22 protein-coding genes and 2 pseudogenes are annotated in these 25,522 nt (G+C 37.8%); 18 read left to right on the forward strand and 6 right to left on the reverse strand.

Features of this window, described 5'->3' with window-relative positions; all coding sequences use genetic code 11:
* Positions 1-76: 76 nt before the first annotated feature.
* The 4 genes from nrdF to nrdH form a co-directional block, all read right to left on the reverse strand.
* Positions 77-1,036, reverse strand: coding sequence for a class 1b ribonucleoside-diphosphate reductase subunit beta (nrdF, locus tag HMPREF2542_RS00880; protein ID WP_020997963.1), 960 nt, complete (start codon positions 1,034-1,036; stop codon positions 77-79).
* A 33-nt stretch (positions 1,037-1,069) separates the two neighbouring features.
* Complete coding sequence (locus HMPREF2542_RS00885; RefSeq protein WP_058669729.1) at positions 1,070-1,921, reverse strand: DUF4238 domain-containing protein; 852 nt, start codon at positions 1,919-1,921, stop codon at positions 1,070-1,072.
* 6 nt (positions 1,922-1,927) lie between these two features.
* Positions 1,928-4,087, reverse strand: coding sequence for a class 1b ribonucleoside-diphosphate reductase subunit alpha (gene nrdE / locus HMPREF2542_RS00890; protein ID WP_058669728.1), 2,160 nt, complete (start codon positions 4,085-4,087; stop codon positions 1,928-1,930).
* Positions 4,088-4,182: 95 nt separating this feature from the next.
* Complete coding sequence (gene nrdH, locus HMPREF2542_RS00895) at positions 4,183-4,401, reverse strand: glutaredoxin-like protein NrdH (RefSeq protein ID WP_006269677.1); 219 nt, start codon at positions 4,399-4,401, stop codon at positions 4,183-4,185.
* A 392-nt stretch (positions 4,402-4,793) separates the two neighbouring features.
* Here nrdH and HMPREF2542_RS00900 point away from each other — a divergent pair, with 392 nt between their 5' ends.
* From HMPREF2542_RS00900 to HMPREF2542_RS10255, 14 genes and pseudogenes are all read left to right on the forward strand, one after another.
* Complete coding sequence (locus tag HMPREF2542_RS00900; protein ID WP_003023815.1) at positions 4,794-5,057, forward strand: phosphocarrier protein HPr; 264 nt, start codon at positions 4,794-4,796, stop codon at positions 5,055-5,057.
* A 1-nt stretch (position 5,058) separates the two neighbouring features.
* The gene (gene ptsP / locus HMPREF2542_RS00905) at positions 5,059-6,792 is read left to right on the forward strand and encodes a phosphoenolpyruvate--protein phosphotransferase (RefSeq protein ID WP_003068445.1); all 1,734 of its coding nucleotides are present in this window, start codon (positions 5,059-5,061) and stop codon (positions 6,790-6,792) included.
* 379 nt (positions 6,793-7,171) lie between these two features.
* Positions 7,172-8,965, forward strand: coding sequence for an excinuclease ABC subunit UvrC (uvrC, locus tag HMPREF2542_RS00910; RefSeq protein ID WP_058669727.1), 1,794 nt, complete (start codon positions 7,172-7,174; stop codon positions 8,963-8,965).
* Between the two features lie 126 nt (positions 8,966-9,091).
* Positions 9,092-9,916, forward strand: coding sequence for an ABC transporter ATPase (locus HMPREF2542_RS00915; protein ID WP_070484114.1), 825 nt, complete (start codon positions 9,092-9,094; stop codon positions 9,914-9,916).
* Positions 9,917-10,312: 396 nt separating this feature from the next.
* Entirely contained in the window at positions 10,313-10,918 is a 606-nt protein-coding gene (locus HMPREF2542_RS00920; RefSeq protein WP_003068452.1) for a nitroreductase family protein, read from the forward strand.
* A gap of 19 nt (positions 10,919-10,937) precedes the next feature.
* Positions 10,938-12,338, forward strand: a complete 1,401-nt coding sequence (gene pepV, locus HMPREF2542_RS00925; protein WP_070484120.1) for a dipeptidase PepV — start codon at positions 10,938-10,940, stop codon at positions 12,336-12,338.
* 55 nt (positions 12,339-12,393) lie between these two features.
* A complete protein-coding gene (locus HMPREF2542_RS00930; protein ID WP_070484117.1) occupies positions 12,394-13,251 on the forward strand; it encodes an SDR family oxidoreductase in 858 nt (285 codons plus the stop codon).
* Between the two features lie 9 nt (positions 13,252-13,260).
* Positions 13,261-13,845, forward strand: a complete 585-nt coding sequence (locus HMPREF2542_RS00935; RefSeq protein WP_003068457.1) for a uracil-DNA glycosylase family protein — start codon at positions 13,261-13,263, stop codon at positions 13,843-13,845.
* Positions 13,846-13,949: 104 nt separating this feature from the next.
* Complete coding sequence (locus HMPREF2542_RS00940; RefSeq protein ID WP_058669725.1) at positions 13,950-14,402, forward strand: MarR family transcriptional regulator; 453 nt, start codon at positions 13,950-13,952, stop codon at positions 14,400-14,402.
* Positions 14,399-15,931 (forward strand): ABC transporter permease/substrate-binding protein, encoded by a 1,533-nt coding sequence (locus HMPREF2542_RS00945; RefSeq protein WP_058669724.1) that lies wholly within the window; start codon positions 14,399-14,401, stop codon positions 15,929-15,931. The genes HMPREF2542_RS00940 and HMPREF2542_RS00945 overlap by 4 nt, the downstream gene beginning before the upstream one ends.
* Positions 15,928-16,647 (forward strand): ATP-binding cassette domain-containing protein, encoded by a 720-nt coding sequence (locus HMPREF2542_RS00950; RefSeq protein ID WP_003068463.1) that lies wholly within the window; start codon positions 15,928-15,930, stop codon positions 16,645-16,647. Before HMPREF2542_RS00945 ends, HMPREF2542_RS00950 begins: the two co-directional genes overlap by 4 nt.
* Before the next feature lie 50 nt (positions 16,648-16,697).
* Positions 16,698-17,651: pseudogene (locus HMPREF2542_RS00955) on the forward strand (zinc-binding dehydrogenase).
* 106 nt (positions 17,652-17,757) lie between these two features.
* The gene (ldcB, locus tag HMPREF2542_RS00960) at positions 17,758-18,456 is read left to right on the forward strand and encodes an LD-carboxypeptidase LdcB/DacB (protein WP_003068467.1); all 699 of its coding nucleotides are present in this window, start codon (positions 17,758-17,760) and stop codon (positions 18,454-18,456) included.
* Between the two features lie 57 nt (positions 18,457-18,513).
* Positions 18,514-18,654, forward strand: a pseudogene (locus tag HMPREF2542_RS10255) (cupin); the annotation flags it as partial.
* A 177-nt stretch (positions 18,655-18,831) separates the two neighbouring features.
* Here the strand turns inward: HMPREF2542_RS10255 and HMPREF2542_RS00965 are convergent.
* Positions 18,832-19,077 (reverse strand): type B 50S ribosomal protein L31, encoded by a 246-nt coding sequence (locus HMPREF2542_RS00965; protein WP_003023866.1) that lies wholly within the window; start codon positions 19,075-19,077, stop codon positions 18,832-18,834.
* A 104-nt stretch (positions 19,078-19,181) separates the two neighbouring features.
* Positions 19,182-20,120 (reverse strand): DHH family phosphoesterase, encoded by a 939-nt coding sequence (locus tag HMPREF2542_RS00970; RefSeq protein WP_049476754.1) that lies wholly within the window; start codon positions 20,118-20,120, stop codon positions 19,182-19,184.
* A gap of 152 nt (positions 20,121-20,272) precedes the next feature.
* Here HMPREF2542_RS00970 and HMPREF2542_RS00975 point away from each other — a divergent pair, with 152 nt between their 5' ends.
* The 4 genes from HMPREF2542_RS00975 to thrS all read left to right on the forward strand — a co-directional run bounded on the left by HMPREF2542_RS00975 (position 20,273) and on the right by thrS (position 25,372).
* Positions 20,273-20,716: a flavodoxin gene (locus tag HMPREF2542_RS00975; protein ID WP_003023869.1), complete on the forward strand. Its 444-nt coding sequence runs from the start codon at positions 20,273-20,275 to the stop codon at positions 20,714-20,716.
* Positions 20,717-20,849: 133 nt separating this feature from the next.
* Positions 20,850-22,235 carry a Fe-S cluster assembly protein SufB gene (gene sufB / locus HMPREF2542_RS00980; RefSeq protein WP_003036119.1) on the forward strand — a complete coding sequence of 462 codons (1,386 nt, stop codon included), beginning with the start codon at positions 20,850-20,852 and terminating at the stop codon, positions 22,233-22,235.
* Between the two features lie 550 nt (positions 22,236-22,785).
* Complete coding sequence (locus HMPREF2542_RS00985; RefSeq protein ID WP_082663117.1) at positions 22,786-23,427, forward strand: nucleoside/nucleotide kinase family protein; 642 nt, start codon at positions 22,786-22,788, stop codon at positions 23,425-23,427.
* Entirely contained in the window at positions 23,420-25,372 is a 1,953-nt protein-coding gene (gene thrS, locus HMPREF2542_RS00990; RefSeq protein ID WP_058669720.1) for a threonine--tRNA ligase, read from the forward strand. The genes HMPREF2542_RS00985 and thrS overlap by 8 nt, the downstream gene beginning before the upstream one ends.
* Positions 25,373-25,522: the final 150 nt, after the last annotated feature.

Here is a 25,522-nt window from a genome sequence, read left to right on the forward strand (position 1 = left end):
TTGGTTCCAGCTATTTGCTGGTGTTACCTCATTCGTGTTTTTATGTTATCAAATGTTATTTTAATGAGCAGGTGTTTTATAATCCATAATTGTAATCGTCATCTTGCATGGCTTCAACTTCACCAAGAAGATAACCATTTCCAACTTGAGAAAAGAAATCGTGGTTAGAAGTTCCAGTTGAGATACCATTCATGATAATCGGATTGACATCGTCAGCTGTGTCAGGGAAAAGTGGATCTTGTCCGAGATTCATGAGCGCCTTATTAGCATTGTAGCGCAAGAACGTCATAACTTCATCTGTCCATCCTATGGCGTCATAGAGTGTTTTTGTATAGAGTTCTTCATTTTCGTAGAGGGTGTATAGCAGGTCGTACATCCATTCTCGGAATGTTTCTTGTTCTTCTTCTGACAATTCGTTGAAACCAAGTTGAAACTTGTAGCCGATATAAGTACCGTGAACGGATTCGTCACGGATAATCAATTTGATGATTTCAGCGACATTGGCTAATTTGTTATTCCCAAGATAGTAAAGAGGTGTGAAAAAACCAGAGTAGAAAAGAAAGGTTTCAAGGAAAGTTGAAGCGACTTTTTTTTGGAGTGCATTTCCATTGAGGTAAATCTCATTGATGATCTCAGCTTTCTTTTGTAAATAAGGATTGGTATTGGTCCATTCAAAGATTTCGTCAATTTCTGATTTTGTGTTAAGAGTCGAAAAAATAGATGAATAGGACTTAGCATGAACAGACTCCATGAATTGGATATTGTTTAGCACAGCTTCTTCATGAGGCGTGCGAATATCTCCTCGAATAGCTTCCACACCAGATTGAGATTGCATGGTATCAAGAAGTGTCAGCCCACCAAAGACTTTACCAACAAGGTCTTTTTCTTTAGCTGATAATTTTCTCCAATCATCTAAATCGTTGGAAAGAGGGATTCGTGTGTCGAGCCAGAATTGCTCGGTTAGTTTTTCCCAAGTAGATTTGTCAATGACATCTTCGATGGCATTCCAGTTAATGGCTTTGTAGTAGGTTGACATATTTTTCTCCTGATTAAAATATTATCACTAACATCAATTGTTAGAATGAGGATAAGGCATTTCCCAATTTTTATTGTTAAAACGATTATAAATATAAGATTGTTGAGTAATATCAAACTTGTTTGTTGATATTATATAGTAATTAGCAGTATTTATTGTTGCCTTGTTGACATATTGAATTTTATCGAGCGTCATTTGAACCAATAAATTGTTTGAACTATTAATATCATCATTTTGAAATTCTAAGCAAAAATTGGGACTGATAGGAAATATTATTTGAAATCCATTTGGTTTATTTTGAGGTCCAAAAGTAGAAATAACAGGATTATCACTTGTAATAAATCCATCACCGATAGCAATATGGAAATGCATAGAATTTGGCTTTTTAAAATATTTCAAAAGATCTTCTAAGTTATTTTTTTCTTTAAAGATTTTGTTGAATTTTTGTATTTTCTCTTTATGATTTTCAATCTCATTTAGCTCAATAGGAGATTTTCTAGGTTTTGAAAAATTGTTTTCGAAATTCGTAATAATTCGGACTCTTCCAGAGTTTGTCATAATCTCTTGTAAAAACAGATATGTCCAAACAATCTTTATTTCTTCATCAGATATAGAAATTTTATCTATCTCTGTGTCTAAAATCTTTGAAACAACTTTGGAAATTTTTCCTTCATAATGGCTCAATTTTTCTTCGAGAATATTATCAGTTTTCCGTTGACCTTTTGTGTCTATTTCTTCATAAGTGTAGTTTTGATAACAAATATTTTCATAATGAACATACTGTTCTTTGTTTGCTTTGTGATTATAGACATATAATTTATTATCATTATTGGCAAAATGTTTTAGTAATGTTCTTGGATAATAATGTTGCTTTTTTGTAACCACAAAAAATTAAATCACACAACTTTCACACTGATTGGCTCCGACTTCACCGCCGTCATCTGTAAAGGTGCGGACATAATAGATAGATTTGATCCCCTTGTTAAAGGCATAGTTGCGCAGAATAGAAAGGTCGCGGGTGGTCTGTTTGCTCTCGGTTTTCCATTCATAGAGACCTTGAGGAATATCGCTGCGTAGAAAGAGAGTCAGAGAAAGCCCTTGGTCCACGTGCTCAGTGGCTGCAGCGTAGACATCAATGACCTTACGCATATCCATGTCATAGGCGCTGGTGTAGTAAGGAATAGTTTCAGTTGACAGACCTGCTGCTGGATAGTAAATTTTTCCGATTTTCTTTTCTTGACGTTCTTCAATGCGTTGGGTAATCGGGTGAATCGAAGCAGATACATCATTGATATAGCTGATAGATCCGTTTGGCGCAACAGCTAAGCGATTTTGATGATAAAGACCGTCTGTCATGACTTTCTCACGCAGCTCAGTCCAATCTTTGGCAGACGGAATAAAGATATTTTGAAAGAGTTTTTTCACTCGATCAGATTTCGGTACAAATTCGCCAGTCACATATTTGTCAAAGTATGAACCGCTTGCGTAGTCAGACTTTTCAAAGTTATGGAAGGTCATACCACGCTCATGGGCAATATTATTGGATTCAACAAGGGTCCAATAATTCATGAGCATAAAGTAAATACTAGTAAACTCAACAGATTCAGCTGAGCCATATTCTATCAATTGCTGAGCTAGGTAACTGTGCAAGCCCATGGCGCCTAGCCCAAAAGTATGAGCTAAGCTGTTGCCATGATCAATGGTTGGAACAGCTTTGATGTGAGAACTATCTGTAACGAAAGTCAGAGCACGAGTCATGGTTCGGATAGACTTACCAAAGTCTGGTGAAGTCATCATATTAACCACATTGGTAGAACCGAGATTGCAAGAAACATCCGTTCCCAGTTTGATAAATTCTTGCGCATCATTCAACAATGAAGGTTCTTGTACTTGTAAGATTTCAGAGCAGAGGTTGCTCATGATAATCTTACCATTCACTGGATTTGCACGATTAGCGGTGTCAATATTGACGACGTAAGGATAGCCAGATTCCTGCTGCAACTTGGAAATCTCGGTTTCTAAATCACGAGCTTTAATCTTTGTTTTGTTAATCTTAGGATTGGCAACCAATTCGTCATATTTTTCGGTAATATCAATATAGGCGAACGGAACGCCATATTCACGTTCGATAGAATACGGACTGAAAAGGTACATTTCTTCATTCTTGCGAGCCAATTCGTAAAATTTATCTGGAATGACAACACCTAAAGAAAGAGTTTTCACTCGCACTTTTTCATCGGCATTCTCTTTCTTGGTTGAAAGAAAAGAGATAATATCCGGATGGAAGACATTGAGATAAACTACTCCAGCCCCTTGACGCTGACCTAGTTGATTAGAGTATGAGAAACTGTCTTCAAAAAGTTTCATGACTGGCACCACTCCAGATGCGGCCTCTTCATAGCCCTTGATAGGAGCACCAGCTTCACGCAAATTACTGAGGGAAATTCCAACACCGCCGCCAATCCGAGATAGCTGCAGAGCTGAATTGATCGAGCGACCGATAGAGTTCATATCATCCGTTACTTGAATGAGGAAACAGGAGACTAGTTCTCCGCGACGAGACCGGCCGGCATTAAGGAAACTTGGAGTAGCAGGTTGATAACGTTGATGAATGATTTCATTAGCAATATCTTTGGCAATTGCTTCATCACCGTTGGCAAAATAGAGCGCATTAAAAAGAACACGCTCTTCCATGCTTTCGAGGTAATACTCGCCGTCATTTGTTTTGAGAGCATATTGATTATAGAATTTATAAGCTGCCATGAAAGACTTGAAATGGAAATCTTGCTCACGAATAAAAGCAGCCAGTTCTTCGATGTATTCAGGTTTATAAAGTTGGATAAATTCTTTTTCTAAATAGTTTTCTTGAATTAAAAAGTGAATTTTTTCAGTAATAGATGAGAATTGCTTGGTATTTGGTTCCACATTTTCTTTAAAAAATGCCTCCAAAGCTTCCTTATCTTTGTGAAGCATAATTTGTCCGTTGATTGGACGGTTGATTTCGTTATTCAGACGGAAATACGTCACGTCTTCGAGTTGTTTAAGTCCCATATTGTTCCTTTTTCTAAATAATTGAATTGTTTTACAAAAGAAAGAGCTTCTATGGTTTATAGAAGCGGCTGGATAGCTCTATGATTACAACAATTTTATGATAATTTTTTTAATTTACCTGGTTGAAAACCGGAAAATGCTTCTGTTGGAGTTTGGACAATCGGTGCAGCATTGAAACCTAAGCTTTTTACATGATCGATGTATTCAGGCTGTTCGTCCAAGTTGATTTCACGATATTCGACATGATTCGTATCTAAGAAGCGTTTTGTCATTTTGCATTGCACGCAATTATTTTTTGAGTAAATAGTTACCATAATGAACTCCTAATTTCTTTAAATTCAGTATGGATTTAGTATATCCAAAACGAGAAATTTTGTCAACTATTATATTCTAAATGTTGTGCTTATTTTTGTTTTTTGAATCCAATGATACTAGATATAGTATTTCAAAAAATGAAAAATCAAAGGGAAATCACATATTTTGTTTTGTTAAATCAAATTTTTCTCAGTGGATAATCAATTGGAAATATGTTTGTAGATTGGATAATGAAAATATCGTTTTAATAAAATTTCAGTAATTCTCATAAAAAAGGCTTGCTGAATACACATAAAATTCTTGAAAAAATTTTACAAAGATGTTATAATCTAGAATTGTAAGGGTTATCACTTATGACCCCAAAAAGATTACATTAAAGGAGAGTCCAATTATGGCTTCTAAAGATTTCCACATTGTGGCAGAAACAGGTATTCATGCACGTCCAGCAACTTTGTTGGTTCAAACTGCTAGCAAATTCGCTTCAGACATCACTCTTGAATATAAAGGTAAATCAGTAAACCTTAAATCAATCATGGGTGTTATGAGTCTTGGTGTTGGTCAAGGTGCAGATGTGACCATTACAGCTGAAGGTGCAGACGCAGATGATGCAATTGTAGCAATCGCAGAAACAATGACAAAAGAAGGATTGGCATAAAATGACAGAAATGCTTAAAGGAATCGCAGCATCTGATGGTGTTGCTGTTGCTAAGGCATATCTACTTGTTCAACCGGATTTATCATTCGAGACTGCTTCAGTCGAAGATACAAATGCAGAAGAGGCTCGTTTGGATGCAGCTCTTGAAGCTTCACAAAACGAGCTTTCTGTTATCCGTGAAAAAGCAGTAGAAACCCTTGGTGAAGAAGCAGCACAAGTATTTGATGCTCATTTAATGGTACTCTCTGACCCAGAAATGATTGGTCAGATTAAGGAAACAATCCGTGCAAAGAAAGTTAATGCAGAATCAGGCTTAAAAGAAGTCACGGATATGTTTATCACGCTTTTTGAAAATATGGAAGATAATCCATATATGCAAGAACGTGCAGCTGATATTCGTGACGTTACAAAACGTGTGCTTGCACATTTGCTTGGAGTTCGCCTACCAAATCCTGCTATGATCAATGAAGAAGTAGTAGTGATTGCACATGATTTAACACCTTCTGATACAGCTCAGTTAGATAAGAATTTTGTTAAAGCTTTTGTCACAAACATCGGTGGACGTACAAGTCACTCTGCTATTATGGCTCGTACTCTTGAAATTGCTGCAGTTCTTGGAACGAATAACATTACCGAATTAGTGAAAGACGGTGATGTGATTGCTGCAAATGGTATCACTGGGGAAGTGATTATCAATCCAACCGAAGAACAAATTGCAGATTTTAAAGCAGCTGGTGAAGCTTATGCCAAACAAAAGGCTGAATGGGATTTACTGAAAGATGCTGAAACAGTAACAGCTGACGGAAAACATTTTGAACTGGCTGCAAACATCGGTACACCAAAAGATGTTGAAGGTGTCAACGCTAATGGCGCTGAAGCTGTCGGACTTTACCGTACTGAATTTCTTTACATGGATTCCCAAGATTTCCCAACAGAAGATGAGCAATATGAAGCTTACAAAGCTGTTTTGGAAGGCATGAACGGTAAGCCAGTTGTTGTCCGTACAATGGATATTGGCGGGGACAAAGAGCTTCCTTACTTTGATCTTCCAAAAGAAATGAATCCATTCCTTGGATTCCGTGCGCTTCGTATTTCAATTTCGGAAACAGGAAATGCAATGTTCCGCACACAATTACGTGCACTTTTGCGTGCATCTGTTCATGGGCAATTGCGGATCATGTTCCCAATGGTTGCTTTGTTGACTGAATTCCGTGCCGCAAAAGGTATTTTGGAAGAGGAAAAAGCTAAATTGCTCGCGGAAGGTGTTGCAGTTGCGGACAATATTCAAGTTGGTATTATGATTGAAATTCCAGCAGCAGCTATGTTGGCTGATCAATTTGCAAAAGAAGTTGACTTCTTCTCAATTGGTACTAATGACTTGATTCAATACACAATGGCTGCAGATCGTATGAATGAACAAGTTTCTTACCTTTATCAACCATACAACCCATCTATCTTACGTTTAGTGGATCGAGTGGTCAAAGCAGCTCATGCTGAAGGCAAGTGGGCTGGTATGTGTGGTGAAATGGCGGGTGATCAAACTGCTGTTCCACTTCTAGTTGGTATTGGTCTGGATGAGTTTTCAATGAGTGCCACATCTGTTCTTCGTACACGTAGTTTGATGAAAAAATTGGATACGAAGAAGATGCAAGAACTGGCTCAACGTGCCCTTACAGAATGTGCAACGATGGAAGAAGTTCTTGAACTTGAAAAAGAATATCTTGATTTTGAATAATATCACAACAGAAACTATTGTCAACGAGGACAATTGTAGTGTTGATGATGGAAAGGCAGGGATAGTAGCATCCCTGCCTTTCTTTGTGATAGCAAAAAATTTTGATACAATAGCCAATTATTAAAAAGTAGTAGGAAAAATTGCGAAGCAAGTCAACCTTTTGTTCGTTTTGTAAATCTGGAGAAATACTCAATGAAAAAAGATTTATTCTATCTACAACCTAAAGTATACTTCTAATAACCTATTTAAACCTTGTGATAGTGAAGCTATGGGCTTAAAATTTTTAATATTTATTTGCTTGCCCTTTTCTATAGTAATCATTTAGACTTTCTGTGTTCCTTTTTACTTCCTTTTAGCTAATTTTGCTATAATGATAATTATGAACAACTTAATTAAATCAAAATTAGAGTTATTGCCGACTAGCCCAGGCTGTTATATCCACAAGGATAAAAATGGTACGATCATCTATGTAGGAAAAGCCAAGAATCTGCGCAATCGGGTGCGCTCGTATTTTCGCGGAAGTCATGATACTAAAACGGAAGCGTTAGTGTCTGAGGTTGAGGATTTTGAGTTTATTGTCACTGAGTCTAATATTGAAGCTTTGTTGCTTGAAATCAATCTGATCAAGGAAAATCAACCCAAATACAACATCATGCTTAAGGACGATAAGTCCTATCCTTTTATCAAAATTACCAATGAGACATATCCGCGGCTTATAATCACACGTCAGGTTAAGAAAGATGGTGGTTTATATTTTGGTCCGTATCCTGATGTAGGTGCTGCGAATGAAATTAAGCGCCTGCTGGATCGCATTTTTCCTTTCCGCAAGTGTACCAATCCACCTGAGAAAGTTTGCTTCTACTATCATATCGGACAGTGTCGAGCTCATACTATCTGCCATAATAATCCACATTTCTTTCAAGAGATGGCTCAAGAAGTAGCAGATTTCCTCAAAGGTCATGATAATAAGATTATTGATGAATTGAAAGGAAAAATGACTAGTGCTGCTGAAAAGATGGAATTTGAAAAAGCGGCTGAATACCGAGATTTGCTTCAAAGTATTGCGACACTTCGCACCAAGCAACGAGTGATGGCAAGGGATTTACAGAATCGGGATGTCTTTGGCTATTATGTGGACAAAGGATGGATGTGTGTGCAGGTTTTCTTTGTCCGTCAAGGAAAACTCATTGAGCGAGATGTAAATATGTTTCCTTATTACAATGACCCTGACGAGGATTTTTTGACCTATATTGGACAATTTTATCAGAATACATCTCATCTGGTGCCCAATGAAATTTTGATTCCATCTGATATTGACGAGGAATCAGTACGGGCTGTGGTGGATACAAAAATTCTCAAGCCTCAACGAGGAGAAAAGAAACAGCTGGTCAATCTGGCAATTAAGAATGCTCAAGTTAGTTTACAGCAGAAGTTTGACTTATTAGAGAAATCTGTTGAAAAAACGCAAGGAGCAATTGAAAATCTAGGCCGACTCCTCAATATTCCCACTCCAGTTCGAATTGAGTCGTTTGATAATTCCAATATTATGGGAACAAGTCCTGTTTCAGCTATGGTGGTTTTTATCAATGGCAAACCCAGCAAAAAAGATTATCGCAAGTATAAGATTAAGACAGTTATCGGTCCGGATGACTATGCCAGTATGCGGGAAGTCATCAAGCGTCGCTACAGCCGAGTTATGCGAGATGGTTTAATACCACCTGATCTGATTGTCATTGATGGTGGTCAGGGCCAAGTCAACATTGCTAAAGACGTCATTCAACATCAATTAGGTTTAGATATTCCTATCGCTGGTTTGCAAAAGAACGACAAGCATCAGACTCATGAATTACTTTTTGGTGATCCATTGGAAGTGGTCGAATTATCTCGCAATTCACAGGAATTTTTCCTTTTGCAGCGCATCCAAGATGAAGTCCACCGCTTTGCCATTACCTTCCATCGCCAGCTCCGGTCTAAGAATTCCTTCTCATCACAACTAGATGGCATTGAAGGACTGGGGCCCAAACGCAAGCAAAATCTGATGCGACATTTTAAATCTTTGGCCAATATCAAGAAAGCTAGTGTTGAGGAAATTGTCGAAGTAGGCGTACCGCGAAAAGTTGCAGAGGCTGTGCAGAGAAAATTGAGAGAGCCTAGAGTAGAACTAGAACAGTAAGAATAAAAATACTCCTTAACTGATTTTATTTTATTATTTTACAAAAATATGAAAATAATAAGAGTAAAATGCTTGACAATATATATATATATATAATAAAAAGAGACTATTTTAAGGAGAATTTTTATGAATCAAAATGATGCTTATGCTGTAGTTATACAGACAATCAATGCTGCTAGCCAACTTCCATTTGTGAAGGTAGATAGAGAAGAATTTCTACGTAAACAATTTAAAGATAGTAGATATCTTGATAGTATTTTAGAACATGGACCTCAAAAAGTTTTCACACCAGAGGCATTGAGAAAACGAGCTGAAAAAATAATCAAAGATAGCACCACTAAAACTTCTTTCACTTCTTTTGTTGCTGGATTACCTTCAAATCCGGTAACAGCTGCCGTTGCTGGGGGAGCAGATGTTGCTCAATATATGGGCTTTGCTCTAAATTTAGCTCAACAAATTGCTTACTTATTTGGAGAAGACGACTTATATGAAGGAAACTATAAGGAACTACCTGAAGAAGTACAAATACGAGTTATCTCTTACCTTGGAATAATGTTCGGTGCGAGTGGAGCGAGTGCATTGATTGCAAATGTTTCTAAGGCAGCAGGAATGAATCTTGGGAAAAAGGTGGCTCAGAAAGCATTAACTAAAACGGCTTGGTATCCTCTTGTGAAAAAAGTCGGGACAATTATTGGCGTAAACATTACAAAAAAATCAGTTGGTTCTATAATTACAAAAACAATTCCAATTATAGGAGGATTAGCTTCAGGAGGAATTACTTACATTACATTTAAACCAATGGGAGCAAGACTTGCTGATACATTTGAAAAAATATTAAATGGAGAATTTGAAGTAGAGTTTGATATTGAAGACGAGCTAAAACCAGAATTCAAAGATAGATTAAATGACAGTGAAATAATTGATGCCGAGTTTTCTGAAATCAAAGAATAAATGTTTATCTTGAATTATAATCATTCACAAACTAAGACCGTGCAAACGGTCTTTTGTGATATAACCTGCTTGAATTTCTAACTTTAAAAAATTTTTAACTAAAAGCAGAGAATTATATAGTTGTTTACACAAATACAAAGTGTAGTTGTCAAATTTACAAAAATCTTGTTTTAAAATACTACATATTGTGATTGATTTAAAGTGCTATATAATTTCCAAATATTATATTATCTGATAAGATGATAGTAAAAAAGTTTCCAAATAGAGTTTTAAAAAATTAATAAAGAAAAGTGATTATGACCTCCAAATAAAATATTTTAGTTCTCACAAAACCCCTGCAAGCTCTTCCAATTTATGGTAAAATGGAATGAGTATAATAAGAAAAGGAAAGTCCTTATGAAATTTCTTGAATTAAATAAAAAGCGTCATGCAACTAAGCATTTCAATGATAAAGCAGTTGATCCAAAAGATGTGCGAATGGCGATTGAAATTGCAACTTTAGCGCCAAGTGCTCATAATAGCCAGCCTTGGAAATTTGTAGTTGTGCGTGAGAGAAATGCAGACTTGGCTGAGATTGCCTTTAATGCTAATCAGGAGCAAATCAAAGAAGCGCCTGTGACGATTGCTCTCTTTACAGATACAGACTTGGTGCAGCGCGCTCGTAAGATTGCTCGTACTGCTGGTATAAAAAATATGTCTGAAGAAAAATTGCAATATTACATGCAAAATCTTCCGACTCAGTACAGTCATTACACTGAACAGCAAAAGAGTGATTATTTAGCTCTCAATGCTGGATTGGTAGCTATGAATTTAGTGTTGGCATTGACTGACCAGGGCATTAGTTCCAATATTATCCTTGGATTTGATAAGTCAAAAGTCAATCAAGTGTTAGATATTGATGAGCGCTTCCGTCCAGAACTTTTAATTACTGTTGGCTACACAGACGATAAACTGGATCCAAGCTATCGTTTGCCAGTGGATGAGATTATTGAAAAACGTTGATAGAAAGGAATATGATTTTATGACGATTGATTTTAAAGCAGAGGTTGAAAAACGTCGCGATGCTTTATTGGCTGACTTATTTAGTTTGTTGGAAATCAACTCCGAGCGAGATGATACGAAAGCAGATAAAGAACATCCTTTCGGGCCTGGACCTGTTAAGGCTTTGGAAAAATTCTTAGAATTAGCTGCGCGTGATGGTTATTCAACGAAGAATGTGGACAATTATGCAGGGCATTTTGAATATGGCGAAGGAGCTGAAGTTCTTGGAATTTTTGCACACATGGATGTGGTGCCGGCTGGAAGCGGTTGGGATACAGATCCTTATACACCAACAATTAAAGATGGAAAACTCTATGCGCGTGGTGCGAGTGATGACAAAGGGCCAACGATGGCTTGCTATTATGGACTGAAAATCATCAAAGAATTAGGTTTGTCGACGTCTAAGAAAGTTCGTTTTGTAGTTGGTACAGATGAAGAATCTGGTTGGGCTGATATGGACTATTATTTCAAACATGTTGGTCTTCCAGAGCCAGATTTTGGTTTTTCGCCAGATGCAGAATTTCCGATTATCAATGGTGAAAAAGGAAATATTACTGAATATCTTCATTTTGCAGGGGAAAATAGCGGAGCTGCGCGCTTGCATAGCTTTACTGGCGGACTTCGTGAAAATATGGTTCCTGAATCTGCAACAGCAGTAGTATCAGGAAATATGCCAAATCTTGTAGATAAATTGGACGAATTTGCCAAAAAACATGGACTTCGCTTTGAATACCAAGAATTACCGAATGGGCAAATGGCAGTAATGATTATTGGGAAATCTGCTCACGGAGCATCTCCACAATCCGGTGTCAATGGCGCGACTTATCTGGCGAAATTCTTGACCCAGTTTGATTTTGCAGATTCTGCTAAAGACTATCTTGAAGTGGCAGGAAACATTCTTTTAGAAGACCATGAAGGGAAATCCTTAAAAGTGGACTATGTAGATGAAAAAATGGGTGCTCTTTCTATGAATGCAGGGGTCTTCCGATTTGATGAAACAAGCGATGACAACACCATTGCTCTTAATTTCCGCTATCCACAAGGAACCAATCCAGCATCAATCAAATCTAAATTGGAAAACTTACCTGTGGAAAATGTGACATTGTCAGAGCACGAGCATGTTCCTCACTATGTTCCAATGGAAGATCCGCTTGTGAAGACACTTTTAGATGTGTATGAAAAGCAAACAGGGCTGAAAGGTTATGAGCAAATCATTGGTGGAGGAACATTTGGTCGTCTCTTGAAACGCGGTGTTGCTTATGGTGCCATGTTCCCAGGCTATACAGATACCATGCACCAAGCAAATGAATTTATAGATATAGAAGACCTGTTCCGAGCTGCTGCTATTTATGCAGAAGCAATTTATGAATTAATCAAATAAAGCATGTAAACTCAGCTAGAAATAGTTGAGTTTCTTTCAAAGAAAGGGGAACATTATGATTTATACAATTACGAGTGCGACAGGTCAATTGGGGCAAAAGGTCGTTGCCGAAGCACAGAAACAGTTAGACACTAATGAAATTCGGTTATCTGTTCGGAGTCCCCAAAAAGCGAGTCAATATGCAGCAGCAGGGATTGATGTCAGAGAAGCTGATTATTTAGATGTAGATTCTATGGTCGCAGCTTGGCGTGGAACGGATATCTTGATTTACATTCCAAGTATTTCTCATCCAAGCATTGTGCGTGTGCCAGAATTTGAAAATTCAGTCGTTGCAGCAGAAAGAGCTGGAGTTAAGCACTTTATCTTTGTTGGATTTTTTGCTGATCAAGTCAATAGTCCATTTCACATGGCAGCTTTCTTTGCTTATGCAAATACTCGTCTAGCATCGGCTGGATTTTCTTACAGCATTATCAAAAATGCTATGTATGCTGATCCATTGGTGCCTTACTTACCTGAGTTAATAGAGCGCAAGGCTGTCATTTATCCAATGGGAAATGCCAAAATGAGCTTTATTTCGAGGGAAGATAGTGCAGAAGCTATTGTCAAACTGGCTATGTTACCTGCCTTGCAGGGAAAGACGTATGTTTTGACTCAAGAACGCAATTACACAATGTTGGAGCTGGCTAATCTTTTGTCCGAGGTTTCTGGTCACGAGATTAGCTACCAACCAGTGACAGTTGAGGAATTTGCTGCTCTTTATGATCAGCCCAAAGGATTTGGAGTTGTGCTGGCTTCTCTCTACCAAGCTGGGAGTCAAGGCTGCTTGGACATTGTGACAGATGATTTTCGGACAATCACAGGACGGCAGGCAACTGATTTGAAAATTTATATGAAGAAAAATTATCAAAAATAGAGGCAAGGAATGGAAACGCTAGAAGACATTAAGAAAGCTATTATGGTTGATCCACAAAATCAAGTATATACAGAGCGAGGAATTGAGCCGCTTTTTGCAGCTCCTAAGTCGGCGCGGATCAATATTGTTGGTCAAGCTCCGGGTATTAAAGCGCAGGAAACACGTTTATATTGGAATGATAAGAGTGGTGATCGTCTGCGTGAATGGATGGGTGTTGACTATGATACATTTTATCATTCTGGCTATTTTGCTGCGATTCCGATGGACTTTTATTTTCCAGGGCATGGAAAATCAGGTGATTTGCCACCTCGCAAGGGTTTTGCTGAAAAATGGCATCAACAGATTTTAGAATTGTTACCAGATCTGGAATTGACTATTCTTATTGGCCAATATGCTCAGAAGTATTATCTTCATCAAAAGGGAACTGTAAAGTTAACCGATACGGTAAAACATTATCAAGATTATTTGCCAGAATATTTCCCACTTGTTCACCCATCTCCACGAAATCAAATCTGGCTGGCCAAGAATCCTTGGTTTGCAGAGCAAGTGATACCAGATTTGCAGGCGAATGTTCAACAGATTATTTCAAGATGAGCACTTGCTCATCTTTTTTTTTGAAACCAAATCTTTGACAAAAAAGGTTCGATATAGTATTATAAATAAACTTCTATATCGTATAATTTTAGAGGAAAAAACAGTTGGATAGAAAAATAATTAATAGTGGGTTTTACATTGGAAAAATTCATCGTTTATCTAATCGATTAATGAATCATATTTTGTTAGAACGAGGGATTCAAGCTTTTAATGGAGAACAGGGACGTATTTTACACGCGCTTTGGCAAAAAGATTATCAAAGCCAAACCGAACTGTCAGAGCAGACCGGTTTGACGTTGAACACTCTGACCAAAATGATTGACCGAATGATTCGCATGCGGCTTGTGGAACGGTGTTCTCATGAAAAAGATAAGCGGAAAAAGATGATTTGTCTGACAGATTATGCAAAAGGATTAAAAGTAGAATATGATGCAATTTCTGATGAAATCATTGAAATCTTTTACAGTGGTTTTTCTGATCTGGAAATCAGTGAATTTGAGATTTATTTAGAGCGTATTTTAGTAAATTTAAGCCAATCAAGAAAGGATGAAGCATGAACGAGTTAATCAAATTAGTCACCAATCAATGGCAGTTTCTGTTAGGTCTTATCTGGGATCATGTCTGGATATCAGGTTTGTCTATCTTACTTGCTTTGATTTTTGGAGTTGGACTTGGGATTTTTATTAGTTTCAAAAAAAGCTGGGCTGGAGTCGTTATCGGTTTAGTGAATACTCTTTATACAATTCCCTCTATTGCACTTTTAGGGATTCTGATTTCGATTACGGGGATTGGTAACAAGACAGCAATTGTAGCACTAACCTTATATGCCCTGTTACCAATGGTACGAAGTACTTATACAGGCATTTCTGGTGTTGACCCGCTTCTCATTGAAGCAGCAGAAGGAATGGGTTCTACACGCAAGCAGATTTTAACCAAGGTGCAACTGCCCCTTGCCTTTCCAGTTATGATGGCAGGTTTCCGTAATATGGTTACAATGACCATAGCTCTTGCGGGGATTGCTTCTTTCGTTGGTGCTGGCGGTCTTGGTGTAGCAATTTACCGTGGGATTACGACTAATAATCAAACCCTAACTTTGGTCGGAAGTGTTTTAGTCGCCCTGTTGGCATTGGTCTTTGATTTTCTTCTTTCTTTGGTTGAAAAATCAATCTTACGTCATAAAAAAGTATCTAAAAAATGGTTAGCTGTTTTCAGTTCTATAGTTCTTTTGATGGCAGGAACCATCGCATTTTTCCAAATGAGTCCAATGGGCGGAACCGTGAAAATTGCGACCAAACCACAGACAGAAAACTATATCTTAGGTGAAATGCAAAAGCAAGTTATTGAACAATACACCAATCTTAAGGTCAAAATGACTAAAGGTGTTGGTGGTGGGACTGCCAATATCCACCCTGCTATTACAAAAGGGGAATTTGATATTTATGCCGAATACACTGGTACAATCTGGGAAGTTATTCTCAAAAAGTCAGGTTCTTATGATGAAAGTCAATTTAAGATACTTGAAAGTCAATATCGTAAAAAATATCAATTAGAATGGGCAAATACATTTGGATTTAATAATACGTATGGTTTGGCAGTTCGTAAGGATATTGCAGAAAAATACAATATCAAAACCTTTAGTGATTTAGCTAAAGCAAGTCCCAATTTAACTTTTGGTGCAGAGTATGACTTCTTTGGTCGAGAAGACGGTTTTGCCCGATTGCAATCAACCTATGGTATGAAATTCAAGTCGCAAGTAGATATGGATAGCGGACTGAAATATCAGGCAGTTAAATCTGGCAGAGTGGATGCAATTGATATTTTCACTACAGATGGACAGCTTCATGGAGCAAATCTCGTCGTTTTGAAAGATGATAAAAAAATCTATCCTTCTTATCAGGCAGGAACAGTTGTTCGGTCAACAACTCTTAAAAAATACCCTCAATTGAAAAGAGCACTGGCTAAATTAGATGGTATTTTGAACGATAGCAAAATGGCAGAATTGAACCACAAAGTAGAAAATGATAAAGAAGAACCTGCTAAAGTTGCTCATGATTATCTTGTAGAGAAAGGGATTTTGAAGAAATGATTGAATATAAAAATGTCAGCAAATTTTACGGAAACCGCGACATTATCAAACAATTAGACTTAAAAATTGAAGATGGAGCCTTTCTGACGATTGTAGGAACTTCTGGTTCAGGAAAAACGACATTGTTAAAAATGGTAAATGGTTTGGTCAAGCCGAACCAAGGGCAAATCCTTATCAATGGTCAAGATGTTCAAGACACGGATTTGATTGAATTGCGGCGGAAAATTGGTTATTCTATTCAGGGAAACGGCTTGTTTCCGCATTTGACAGTTGCTGAAAATATTGCTTACGTCTTAAATTTGCAAAAGAAAAGTCAAGCAGACATTGACCGGATTGTAGATAAAAAATTAGCTATGCTAGGCTTGGAAAATGATTTGAAAAATCGTTATCCGTCTGCTCTTTCTGGTGGACAGGCTCAACGAGTGGGGATCGCACGTGCATTAGCTGCAACTCCTAATATTTTGCTAATGGATGAGCCTTTTGGAGCAGTGGATGCTATTACGCGCTATCAACTGCAGCATGAGTTGAAATCCTTGCATGAAGAAACAGGAATTACCGTTATTTTTATCACGCATGATATAGCAGAGGCTCTAAAATTAGGCACTAAAATCTTGGTGTTAGATATGGGAGAAATTCAGCAATATGGCACGCCAGAGGAAATCAAACAACAGCCAGCTAATGAATTTGTAAGAAAATTGCTCGAATTAGCTAGTTAAAATCTATGTTTGCGAATAGGGAATAGGAGGTTTAACTAATGAGAAATAAAATGAAAGCAATGGTGACTTATGAGCCAGGCGGTCCAGAGAAATTTGTTCTAGAAGAACGAGCTATCCCATCTGTAAAAGAAGGATGGACCTTAGTCAAAATCAAAGGTTTTGGTATCAATCATTCAGAAATTTTTACTCGGAAAGGTTTATCTCCAACTGTTCAATTCCCTCGTATTTTAGGAATTGAGTGTGTAGGACAAGTAGTTGAAACGACAAGGAGAGATTTGCAGGAAGGGCAAAAAATTGTTTCTATTATGGGCGAAATGGGACGTGCGTATGACGATTCTTATGCTGAATATGTATTGCTTCCAAATGAGCAGATTTACCCTGTAGACAGTCAATTATCTTGGGCGGAATTAGCAGCAATACCGGAGACCTACTATACAGCTTTTGGCTCCTTCAAAAATATGCAGATAAAAGAGGGAGACTCAATCTTAGTCCGAGCTGCAACGAGTGGTGTTGGGTTAGCCTTTTTAAAGTTAGTAAAAGCACAATTCCCACAGAATCGTGTAGTTGGTGCAGTTCGTTCTCTTGCTAAAAAAGACTTGCTTCAACGGCAAGGCTTTGATGAAATTATTTTAGATGAAAGAGGAGTTTTGCAAACTGAGGAAAAGTTTGATAAAATCCTTGAATTAGTCGGTCCGGCTACTCTAAAAAATTCATCTGACCATATTCAAAGTGCAGGAATTATCTGTAACACTGGTTAATTAGGTGGCAAATGGTATGTAGAGGAGTTTGATCCAATCGTAGAAATAAGAAACAATAGTTATTTGACTAGTTTTTATTCAGGAAATGTGCATCAGCAGCTTATTGATGAACTTTTTAGCTATATTGATGCTTATAAAATCAATGTATCTCCTCAACGAATCTTTTCGTTAGAGCAAATCCCAGCAGCCCATTCTTATATCGAAAGTCAAGCGGGATTTGGTAAAGTGGTTGTACTAAATAATTAACTATAAAAAAATTAAAAGTATGCAATTGCATGCTTTTTTGAATTGACAGATAGTATATCTACGCCTATAATGAAAATTAGTAAATTCTATAAATGAGGCGATACAGATGAAAAAAAGGATTGGCATTTTATTGTTAGCGAGTTTGTTTCTTTTGACAGCTTGTGGAGGAAAGAAAACAAATGTGGAAACGAAACAAGAAGGAAAAGCTGTATCTGCAAAAGTTAGATCCTCTGAGCAAACAAAGAAAAAAACAAAAGTTCATTATAATGGTTCTTACTATAGTGTAAAAGGGAAATACGATGAAATTGTTATCGCAAATAAACATTATCCATTATCTTCAGATTACAACCCCGGTGAAAATCCTACTGCTAAAGCAAAATTGCTGGAATTGATTGCTGCCATGCAAGGTGAGGGTTATCCTATCAGTCATCAATATAGCGGTTTTCGTAGCTATCAAATGCAAGTGACACTTTATCAAAATTATGTCAATAAAGATGGAAAAGAAGCAGCGGATCGGTATTCTGCTCGGCCTGGCTATAGTGAACACCAAACAGGATTAGCTTTTGACTTGATTGGCACCGACGGAAATCTAGTGACAGAAAAAAAGGCTAGTCAATGGCTTTTGAAACATGCAGCCGAATATGGATTTGTTGTGCGTTATCTAAATGGAAAAGAGAATGAAACTGGATATATGCCAGAGCAATGGCATCTTCGTTATGTTGGAAAAGAAGCAAAAGCGATTGCAGATTCAGGACTATCTTTAGAAGAATATTACGGTTTTACTGGGGGAGGTTATAAGGATTAAAACGTTTCAGCATTAGAAGAGTACAATAAGAAATGGTAGATAGGAGAAGAAAGAATAGTTCCTAAACACAAAGCTGATGCTTTGACGACTGTTGTCTGTCTAGAAGGAAAGATTGATTTTACAGCATCTGGAGAAATAGTCCAACTTGTTCCCAGAAATTTTTTAATCATGGGATCCAATGAGCCTCATAGTTTATAGGGTTTCAAAGATAGCCATATATTGATTATTCAACAATTAAAATACTGAATGCGAAGAAAGAGTAAAAACTTGGAAATCATAATGTAGTGGATTCCAAGTTTTTTGATTGTACTAAAAAACCTTTCCCAAAATGGAAAAGGCTTAATATCAACATTTTTTGTAATGTGAATATGATTCTTATTTGAGACCGTATTTTTTGTTGAAACGATCCACACGTCCGTCTGCTTGAGTGAATTTTTGGCGTCCAGTATAGAATGGATGTGAATCTGATGAAATTTCCACACGGATTAGTGGATAGGTATTTCCATCTTCCCATTCAACAGTTTCGCTAGAATACTTAGTAGAACCACTAAGGAATTTGTAGCCAGTTGAAGTATCCATAAAGACAACAGGACGGTATTCAGGATGAATATCTTTTCTCATTTTAAAAAATTTCCTTTCTGCCATGGTCTCTCTGCGAGCCATAGATTCATTACTTTGATAGTTTACCAAATTCTACCGATTTTGACAAGTCTTTTCTCTCAATTTTAATGTCTTTTTGCCAATTCTTTTAATTCTTGGTAAATTTTTTCGATTTCTTCTGTAGAGTAAGCATTGGCACCGCTAGCAAGTGGATGACCGCCTCCATCATGTTTTTTAGCCACTTCATTGATAGGGATAAATTTACTCCGTAGACGAACTCGGTAATTGCCATTTTCTTGTTCAACAAAAATTCCCCAAAGTTCAACACTGTCAATCCGCCCTGGAGCTGAAACGATAGCAGAAGTATCGGCATCTGTTAACTGATTGGATTTGAGAAGTTCTTGAGTTAAAATAACACGAGCTGCACCATTTTCATCGACTTCTAAATGATCGTAAACGTAGCCTTGAAGTTTAGCGATTTGATAGCTGAAAGAGTCCATTTTCCGAGCCAAAGCAGCAAAGTTAAAAGGGTATTCGCGAAGTTTGCTGGCGATAGCCATAGTTCGGGCAGTTGTGGCAGGATATAGGAAACGTCCAGTATCACCAACGATTCCAGCATAAAGTAACTTAGCAGAATAATCATCTAATTTTAGATGATTTTCTAATGCAAAGAGAGCAATTAACTCACTAGCGCTACTTGAGCTAGTATCTACCCAAGCAATGTCTCCATAAATATCATCGTTTGGATGATGATCGATTTTGATGAGAAAGTCTCCTTTGCTGTAGCGTTCATCATCAATTCGTGCAGTATTTGCTGTATCGCAAACAATCACTAAAGCATTTTTGTAATCATCGTCTGAAACATTATCCATTTTGGCCAACCAAGCAAGAGTTGGTTCAGTTTTTCCTGCTGTTTTAATCTTTTTCTCTGGAAAATTGACTTGAAGTAATTTTTTTAAACCGACTTGACTTCCTAATGCATCGGGATCGGGCCGCATGTGACGATGGATGATGATTGTATCATATTCTTTAATTTTATGTAAAATTTGCTTGAAAATTTCCATATTCTAACCTCCACTCTACCTTCTATTTATTGTATCATAAGGTAGCTATTTTAAAAAGTAAAAGTGAGGAGCAACCAACCTTCAAGAGGTTTCAAGTGCAACTATTTGTTCAATATGTTATAATAAATTGATAGAATTTTTTGGAGGAAATTATGGCGTTAGCAAAAATTGTATTTGCGAGTATGACAGGAAATACAGAAGAAATTGCAGATATTGTAGCTGATAAATTAAAAGAACTTGGTTTAGAAGTAGATATTGATGAATGCACAACGGTTGATGCAGAGGAATTTCTAGAAGCAGATATCGCAATCATTGCTTCTTACACATATGGTGACGGCGAGTTGCCTGATGAAATTGTTGATTTTTATGAAGATTTAGCTAGTCTTGACTTGACCGGAAAGATTTATGGTGTTGTCGGATCGGGCGATACATTCTATGATGAGTTTTGTAAGGCCGTAGATGACTTTGATCGTGCTTTTGCGGCAACAGGTGCTGAAAAAGGTGCTGAAAATGTCAAAGTCGATCTATCAGCAGAAGATGAAGATATTGAAAATCTGGAGAAATTCGCTGAAGCATTAGCCGAAAAAGTACGGTAATCATGTAAGAAGGCTGGGAAATTTTCCTAGTCTTTTTTAGCTTAATTTATTATATTTTAGGCATATATTCTGACATTTCTAATATAGAATAGTATAATAAGAGAAGATAATTTGTATCAATGGGAGGAATGAGATGACGAAAGTACGAGATTATGCTTTTGGATTTCATGACGATGTGAAGCCTTTGTTCTCGACTGGTAAGGGTCTGACAGAAGAGGTTGTTCGTGAAATTTCTGAAATTAAAAATGAACCGCAATGGATGCTGGATTATCGTTTGCGTTCTTTAGAATTGTTCCATAAATTGCCCATGCCTGATTTTGGACCAGATTTATCCGGCATACGATTTGATGATATTATCTATTATCAAAAATTAAGTGGAGATCGGGCTAGAAGTTGGGATGAAGTGCCAGATGAAATAAAGAAAACCTTTGAGCGTTTGGGTATTCCTGAAGCAGAGCGCCAATTTTTGTCAGGAGCTGTTGCTCAATATGAATCTGAGGTAGTCTATCATAACATGAAAGAAGAATTTGCCAAGCAAGGCATTATCTTTACCGATACCGACACGGCAGTACAAGAATATCCGGATTTGGTGAAAAAATACTTTGGCACAGTCATTTCTAATGCAGAGCATAAGTTTTCCGCTTTAAACAGTGCAGTTTGGTCGGGTGGGACCTTTATCTATGTGCCAAAAAATGTTCAATGCCAAGTGCCGGTTCAGACATACTTTCGTATCAATGGAGAAAATGCTGGTCAATTTGAACGCTCGCTCATTATCGTAGAAGAGGGTGGCTCTATTCAATACATTGAGGGCTGCACAGCGCCGACTTATACGACCAATAGTCTTCATGCTGCAAATGTAGAAATTATTGTTAAAAAGGATGCTTTCTTCCGCTATACAACGATTCAAAATTGGTCGGACAATGTTTATAATCTGGTGACCGAGCGTGGAACGGTTGAAGAAGGCGGTACTCTGGAATGGATTGACGGAAATCTAGGCAGCAAGGTTAATATGAAATATCCTTGTAGCATTCTTAATGGTCGTAATGCAAGAACTTCGGTTCTTTCTATGTCCTTTGCTAATTATGGTCAGCATTTAGATGCAGGCTGTAAAGTTTATCACAATGCGCCAAAGACTTCTAGCACATTAATTTCTAAATCTGTTGCAAAAGACGGAGGTAAGACAGATTATCGCGGTCAAGTCCGTTTTGGCAAGAATAGTGCTGGTTCAAAGTCTCACATTGAGTGCGACACGATTCTTATGGATGGTGAATCCAGCTCAGATACCATTCCATTTAATGAAATTCACAATTCGAATGTTGCACTGGAACACGAAGCTAAAGTTTCTAAGGTTTCGGAGGATCAGCTTTATTATCTCATGAGCCGTGGCATTAGCGAAGAAGAAGCAACGGCTATGATTATCAATGGTTTCATGGAACCGATCACCAAAGAACTTCCAATGGAATACGCAGTGGAGCTCAACCAACTCATTAACATGAGTATGGAAGGCTCAGTAGGATAAAAATAAAAACAGTCGTAAGGCTGTTTTTTTGTGTTCTTGATTGAAATAAAAAAGCACCGAATCGGTGCGCATAACTGATTATGGATAACCATATTTTAACTCAAAAGAAATAATCCTTTTGGCTGTGTTGTTTCGAAACAACACAGCTCTAAAACAGGTCTATGGGCAAGCTATCATGGATAGAAGTTTTGGAACCATTCGAATGCTTCCAAAACTAACCTATTCTTTTCTTCCAAATTCCCAAAATTTCCAAAAATTCAGACACAAACCATCTGATTGTAAAGCTTGCAAATTTTTTTAATCGTGCTATAATATTTCTTAGAGACATACCGCTGGTTGGAATTTTTTAGAGAACGCGTGGGGCTGGAAAGCGTGTAGAGGAAGGCAGTTGGGACTACTCTAAAGTAACTTTTATGCAAACATAAAACGGTGGCTACGTTAAAGCCAGTCTGAGGTGTAGGTCTTTTTGATATGCACGAATGAAGGTGGAACCACGTTGCGACGTCCTTTTGAGGATGTCGTTTTTATTTTGTCAGAAGGAGGAAAAATGATGCTTTATATGATTGGCGGGTCGCCTTGTAGTGGGAAGTCAACAATTGCTTCACTTCTCGCTAGACAGTATCAGCTGCTTTATATAAAGCTGGATGATTTGGTGGACGAGATGATGAGTCAAGCAAGTGTAGATTCACAGCCGATTTGCCTTCTTAGACAGGACAGAAATCCGGAACAAATCTGGATGAGAAATCCAGAAGAGATGGCAGATGAAGAATGGCGCTTTTATGAAGAGATTTTTCCTTACGTAAAATCTTACTTGATAAAAAATCAAGATAGACCACTCTTGGTGGAGGGGGCAGGACTTTTGCCTCACTTGGTAAAGGAGCTTGAATGGCCAGCGTCTTCCTATCTATGCTTGCCTCCGACAGCTGATTTTCAGAAAAAGCATTATAAACAGAGAGAATGGGTTCCTTATGTCTTAGAGGGAACAACCAATCCTGAGCAAGCTTTTGAAAACTGGATGCAGCGAGACATTCTTTTTGCCCAAATGGTTCGGAAGGAAACGATGAAATTAGGCTATCCTAGCCTCATAGCAGATGGTAGTCAATCAGAAAAGCAGACTGTGGAAGAGGTTGCTCGGCTCTTAAAATTGTCCAATATAAATAGAATAGATATTAAAGGAGAAAATTATGATTAACATTACTTTCCCAGATGGCGCTGTGCGTGAATTCGAATCTGGCGTAACAACTTTTGAAATTGCTCAATCTATCAGCAATTCTCTTGCTAAGAAAGCCTTGGCTGGTAAATTCAACGGCAAACTCATCGATACCACTCGTGCCATTACAGAAGATGGATCAATCGAGATTGTGACACCTGACCACGAAGACGCTTTGGATATCTTGCGTCACTCTGCCGCTCACTTGTTTGCGCAAGCTACTCGTCGTCTCTTCCCAGAGATTCACTTAGGGGTTGGTCCTGCTATTCAGGACGGTTTCTACTACGATACGGACAATACAGCTGGTCAAATTTCTAACGAAGACCTGCCTCGTATCGAAGAAGAAATGAAGAAGATTGTCAAGGAAAATTTCCCGTCAATCCGCGAAGAAGTGACAAAGGATGAAGCACGAGAAATTTTCAAAAACGATCCTTACAAGTTAGAATTGATTGAGGAGCATTCAGAAGACGAAGGAGGTCTTACAATTTATCGTCAAGGTGAATATGTGGATCTCTGCCGTGGACCTCACGTACCGTCAACTGGGCGTATTCAAATTTTCCATTTGCTCAATGTAGCAGGTGCTTACTGGCGTGGGAACAGTGACAATGCTATGATGCAACGGATTTATGGAACAGCTTGGTTTGATAAGAAAGACCTAAAAAACTATCTTCAAATGCGTGAAGAAGCCAAGGAACGTGATCACCGTAAGCTCGGTAAAGAGCTTGATCTTTTCATGATTTCTCCTGAAGTTGGGCAAGGTCTTCCATTTTGGCTTCCAGATGGTGCGACTATTCGTCGTATCGTAGAACGTTATATTACAGACCGTGAGGTTAATGATGGTTACCAACATGTTTATACTCCACCGCTTGCAAGTGTAGAATTATACAAGACTTCTGGTCACTGGGAACATTACCAAGAAGATATGTTTCCACCGATGGATATGGGAGATGGTGAACAATTTGTTCTTCGTCCGATGAATTGCCCACACCATATTGAGGTTTATAAAAACCATGTTCATTCTTATCGTGAGTTACCTATTCGTATTGCGGAACTTGGTATGATGCATCGCTTTGAAAAATCAGGTGCACTTTCAGGACTCCAACGTGTTCGTGAAATGACCCTAAACGATTCTCACTTATTTGTCATGCCAGAGCAAATTCAAGAAGAATTTAAACATGTGCTGGATTTGATGATTGACGTTTACAAAGACTTCAATATTACAGACTATCGTTTCCGTCTGTCTTATCGTGATCCGAATGACAAACATAAATATTTTGATAATGATGAAATGTGGGAAAATGCTCAACGCATGCTAAAAGGAGCAATGGATGATTTAGGTTTGGACTATTTTGAGGCAGAAGGCGAAGCTGCTTTCTACGGTCCTAAGTTGGATGTTCAAGTAAAAACAGCTCTTGGAAATGAAGAAACTCTTTCCACTATTCAATTGGACTTCTTGCTACCAGAACGTTTTGATCTTCATTATATCGGAGCAGACGGTGAAGACCATCGTCCAGTCATGATTCACCGTGGTATTGTGTCTACGATGGAACGCTTTATTGCTTACTTGATTGAAACTTACAAAGGTGCGTTCCCAACTTGGCTGGCACCTCATCAAGTGACGGTCATTCCAATTTCTAATGAAGCGCATGCTGATTACGCTTGGAAAGTAGCGAAAGAACTGCGCAATCGTGGTGTCCGTGTGGATGTCGATGAACGCAATGAAAAAATGCAATACAAGATTCGTCAAAGTCAAACTCATAAAGTTCCTTATCAATTGATTGTAGGGGACAAGGAACAAGCAGATGGTACGGTGAATGTCCGTCGTTATGGCAGCAAACAAACGCATACAGAAACACTTGCAGAATTTGTAGACCATATTTTGGCTGATATTGCTAGAAAATCACGCATAGATGATAAGGACAACTAAGCTAAAAAGTAGATGATAGGTTGCAATGATGACATGACTGGTTATAAAGATATGCAATAGAACATCATAGTCTGTGTGCTGTCGTCTCACTTTACAACCTTTCAATTTCTGAGCTTTAGAAAAAATGTATATCAAAAACTCTATTTCTAA

Origin of the sequence: Streptococcus sp. HMSC034B05, assembly GCF_001809055.1 — a bacterium.
In the GTDB taxonomy this organism is placed as follows: domain Bacteria; phylum Bacillota; class Bacilli; order Lactobacillales; family Streptococcaceae; genus Streptococcus; species Streptococcus constellatus.

What these genes read in the sequence shown, in the direction of transcription:
- nrdF (WP_020997963.1), bottom strand. Translation starts at nt 1,036, where the DNA reads ATGTCAACCTACTACAAAGCCATTAACTGGAATGCCATCGAAGATGTC.
- nrdE (WP_058669728.1), bottom strand. Translation starts at nt 4,087, where the DNA reads ATGGGACTTAAACAACTCGAAGACGTGACGTATTTCCGTCTGAATAAC.
- nrdH (WP_006269677.1), bottom strand. Translation starts at nt 4,401, where the DNA reads ATGGTAACTATTTACTCAAAAAATAATTGCGTGCAATGCAAAATGACA.
- HMPREF2542_RS00900 (WP_003023815.1), top strand. Translation starts at nt 4,794, where the DNA reads ATGGCTTCTAAAGATTTCCACATTGTGGCAGAAACAGGTATTCATGCA.
- ptsP (WP_003068445.1), top strand. Translation starts at nt 5,059, where the DNA reads ATGACAGAAATGCTTAAAGGAATCGCAGCATCTGATGGTGTTGCTGTT.
- uvrC (WP_058669727.1), top strand. Translation starts at nt 7,172, where the DNA reads ATGAACAACTTAATTAAATCAAAATTAGAGTTATTGCCGACTAGCCCA.
- HMPREF2542_RS00915 (WP_070484114.1), top strand. Translation starts at nt 9,092, where the DNA reads ATGAATCAAAATGATGCTTATGCTGTAGTTATACAGACAATCAATGCT.
- HMPREF2542_RS00920 (WP_003068452.1), top strand. Translation starts at nt 10,313, where the DNA reads ATGAAATTTCTTGAATTAAATAAAAAGCGTCATGCAACTAAGCATTTC.
- pepV (WP_070484120.1), top strand. Translation starts at nt 10,938, where the DNA reads ATGACGATTGATTTTAAAGCAGAGGTTGAAAAACGTCGCGATGCTTTA.
- HMPREF2542_RS00930 (WP_070484117.1), top strand. Translation starts at nt 12,394, where the DNA reads ATGATTTATACAATTACGAGTGCGACAGGTCAATTGGGGCAAAAGGTC.
- HMPREF2542_RS00935 (WP_003068457.1), top strand. Translation starts at nt 13,261, where the DNA reads ATGGAAACGCTAGAAGACATTAAGAAAGCTATTATGGTTGATCCACAA.
- HMPREF2542_RS00945 (WP_058669724.1), top strand. Translation starts at nt 14,399, where the DNA reads ATGAACGAGTTAATCAAATTAGTCACCAATCAATGGCAGTTTCTGTTA.
- HMPREF2542_RS00950 (WP_003068463.1), top strand. Translation starts at nt 15,928, where the DNA reads ATGATTGAATATAAAAATGTCAGCAAATTTTACGGAAACCGCGACATT.
- ldcB (WP_003068467.1), top strand. Translation starts at nt 17,758, where the DNA reads ATGAAAAAAAGGATTGGCATTTTATTGTTAGCGAGTTTGTTTCTTTTG.
- HMPREF2542_RS00965 (WP_003023866.1), bottom strand. Translation starts at nt 19,077, where the DNA reads ATGAGAAAAGATATTCATCCTGAATACCGTCCTGTTGTCTTTATGGAT.
- HMPREF2542_RS00970 (WP_049476754.1), bottom strand. Translation starts at nt 20,120, where the DNA reads ATGGAAATTTTCAAGCAAATTTTACATAAAATTAAAGAATATGATACA.
- HMPREF2542_RS00975 (WP_003023869.1), top strand. Translation starts at nt 20,273, where the DNA reads ATGGCGTTAGCAAAAATTGTATTTGCGAGTATGACAGGAAATACAGAA.
- sufB (WP_003036119.1), top strand. Translation starts at nt 20,850, where the DNA reads ATGACGAAAGTACGAGATTATGCTTTTGGATTTCATGACGATGTGAAG.
- HMPREF2542_RS00985 (WP_082663117.1), top strand. Translation starts at nt 22,786, where the DNA reads ATGCTTTATATGATTGGCGGGTCGCCTTGTAGTGGGAAGTCAACAATT.
- thrS (WP_058669720.1), top strand. Translation starts at nt 23,420, where the DNA reads ATGATTAACATTACTTTCCCAGATGGCGCTGTGCGTGAATTCGAATCT.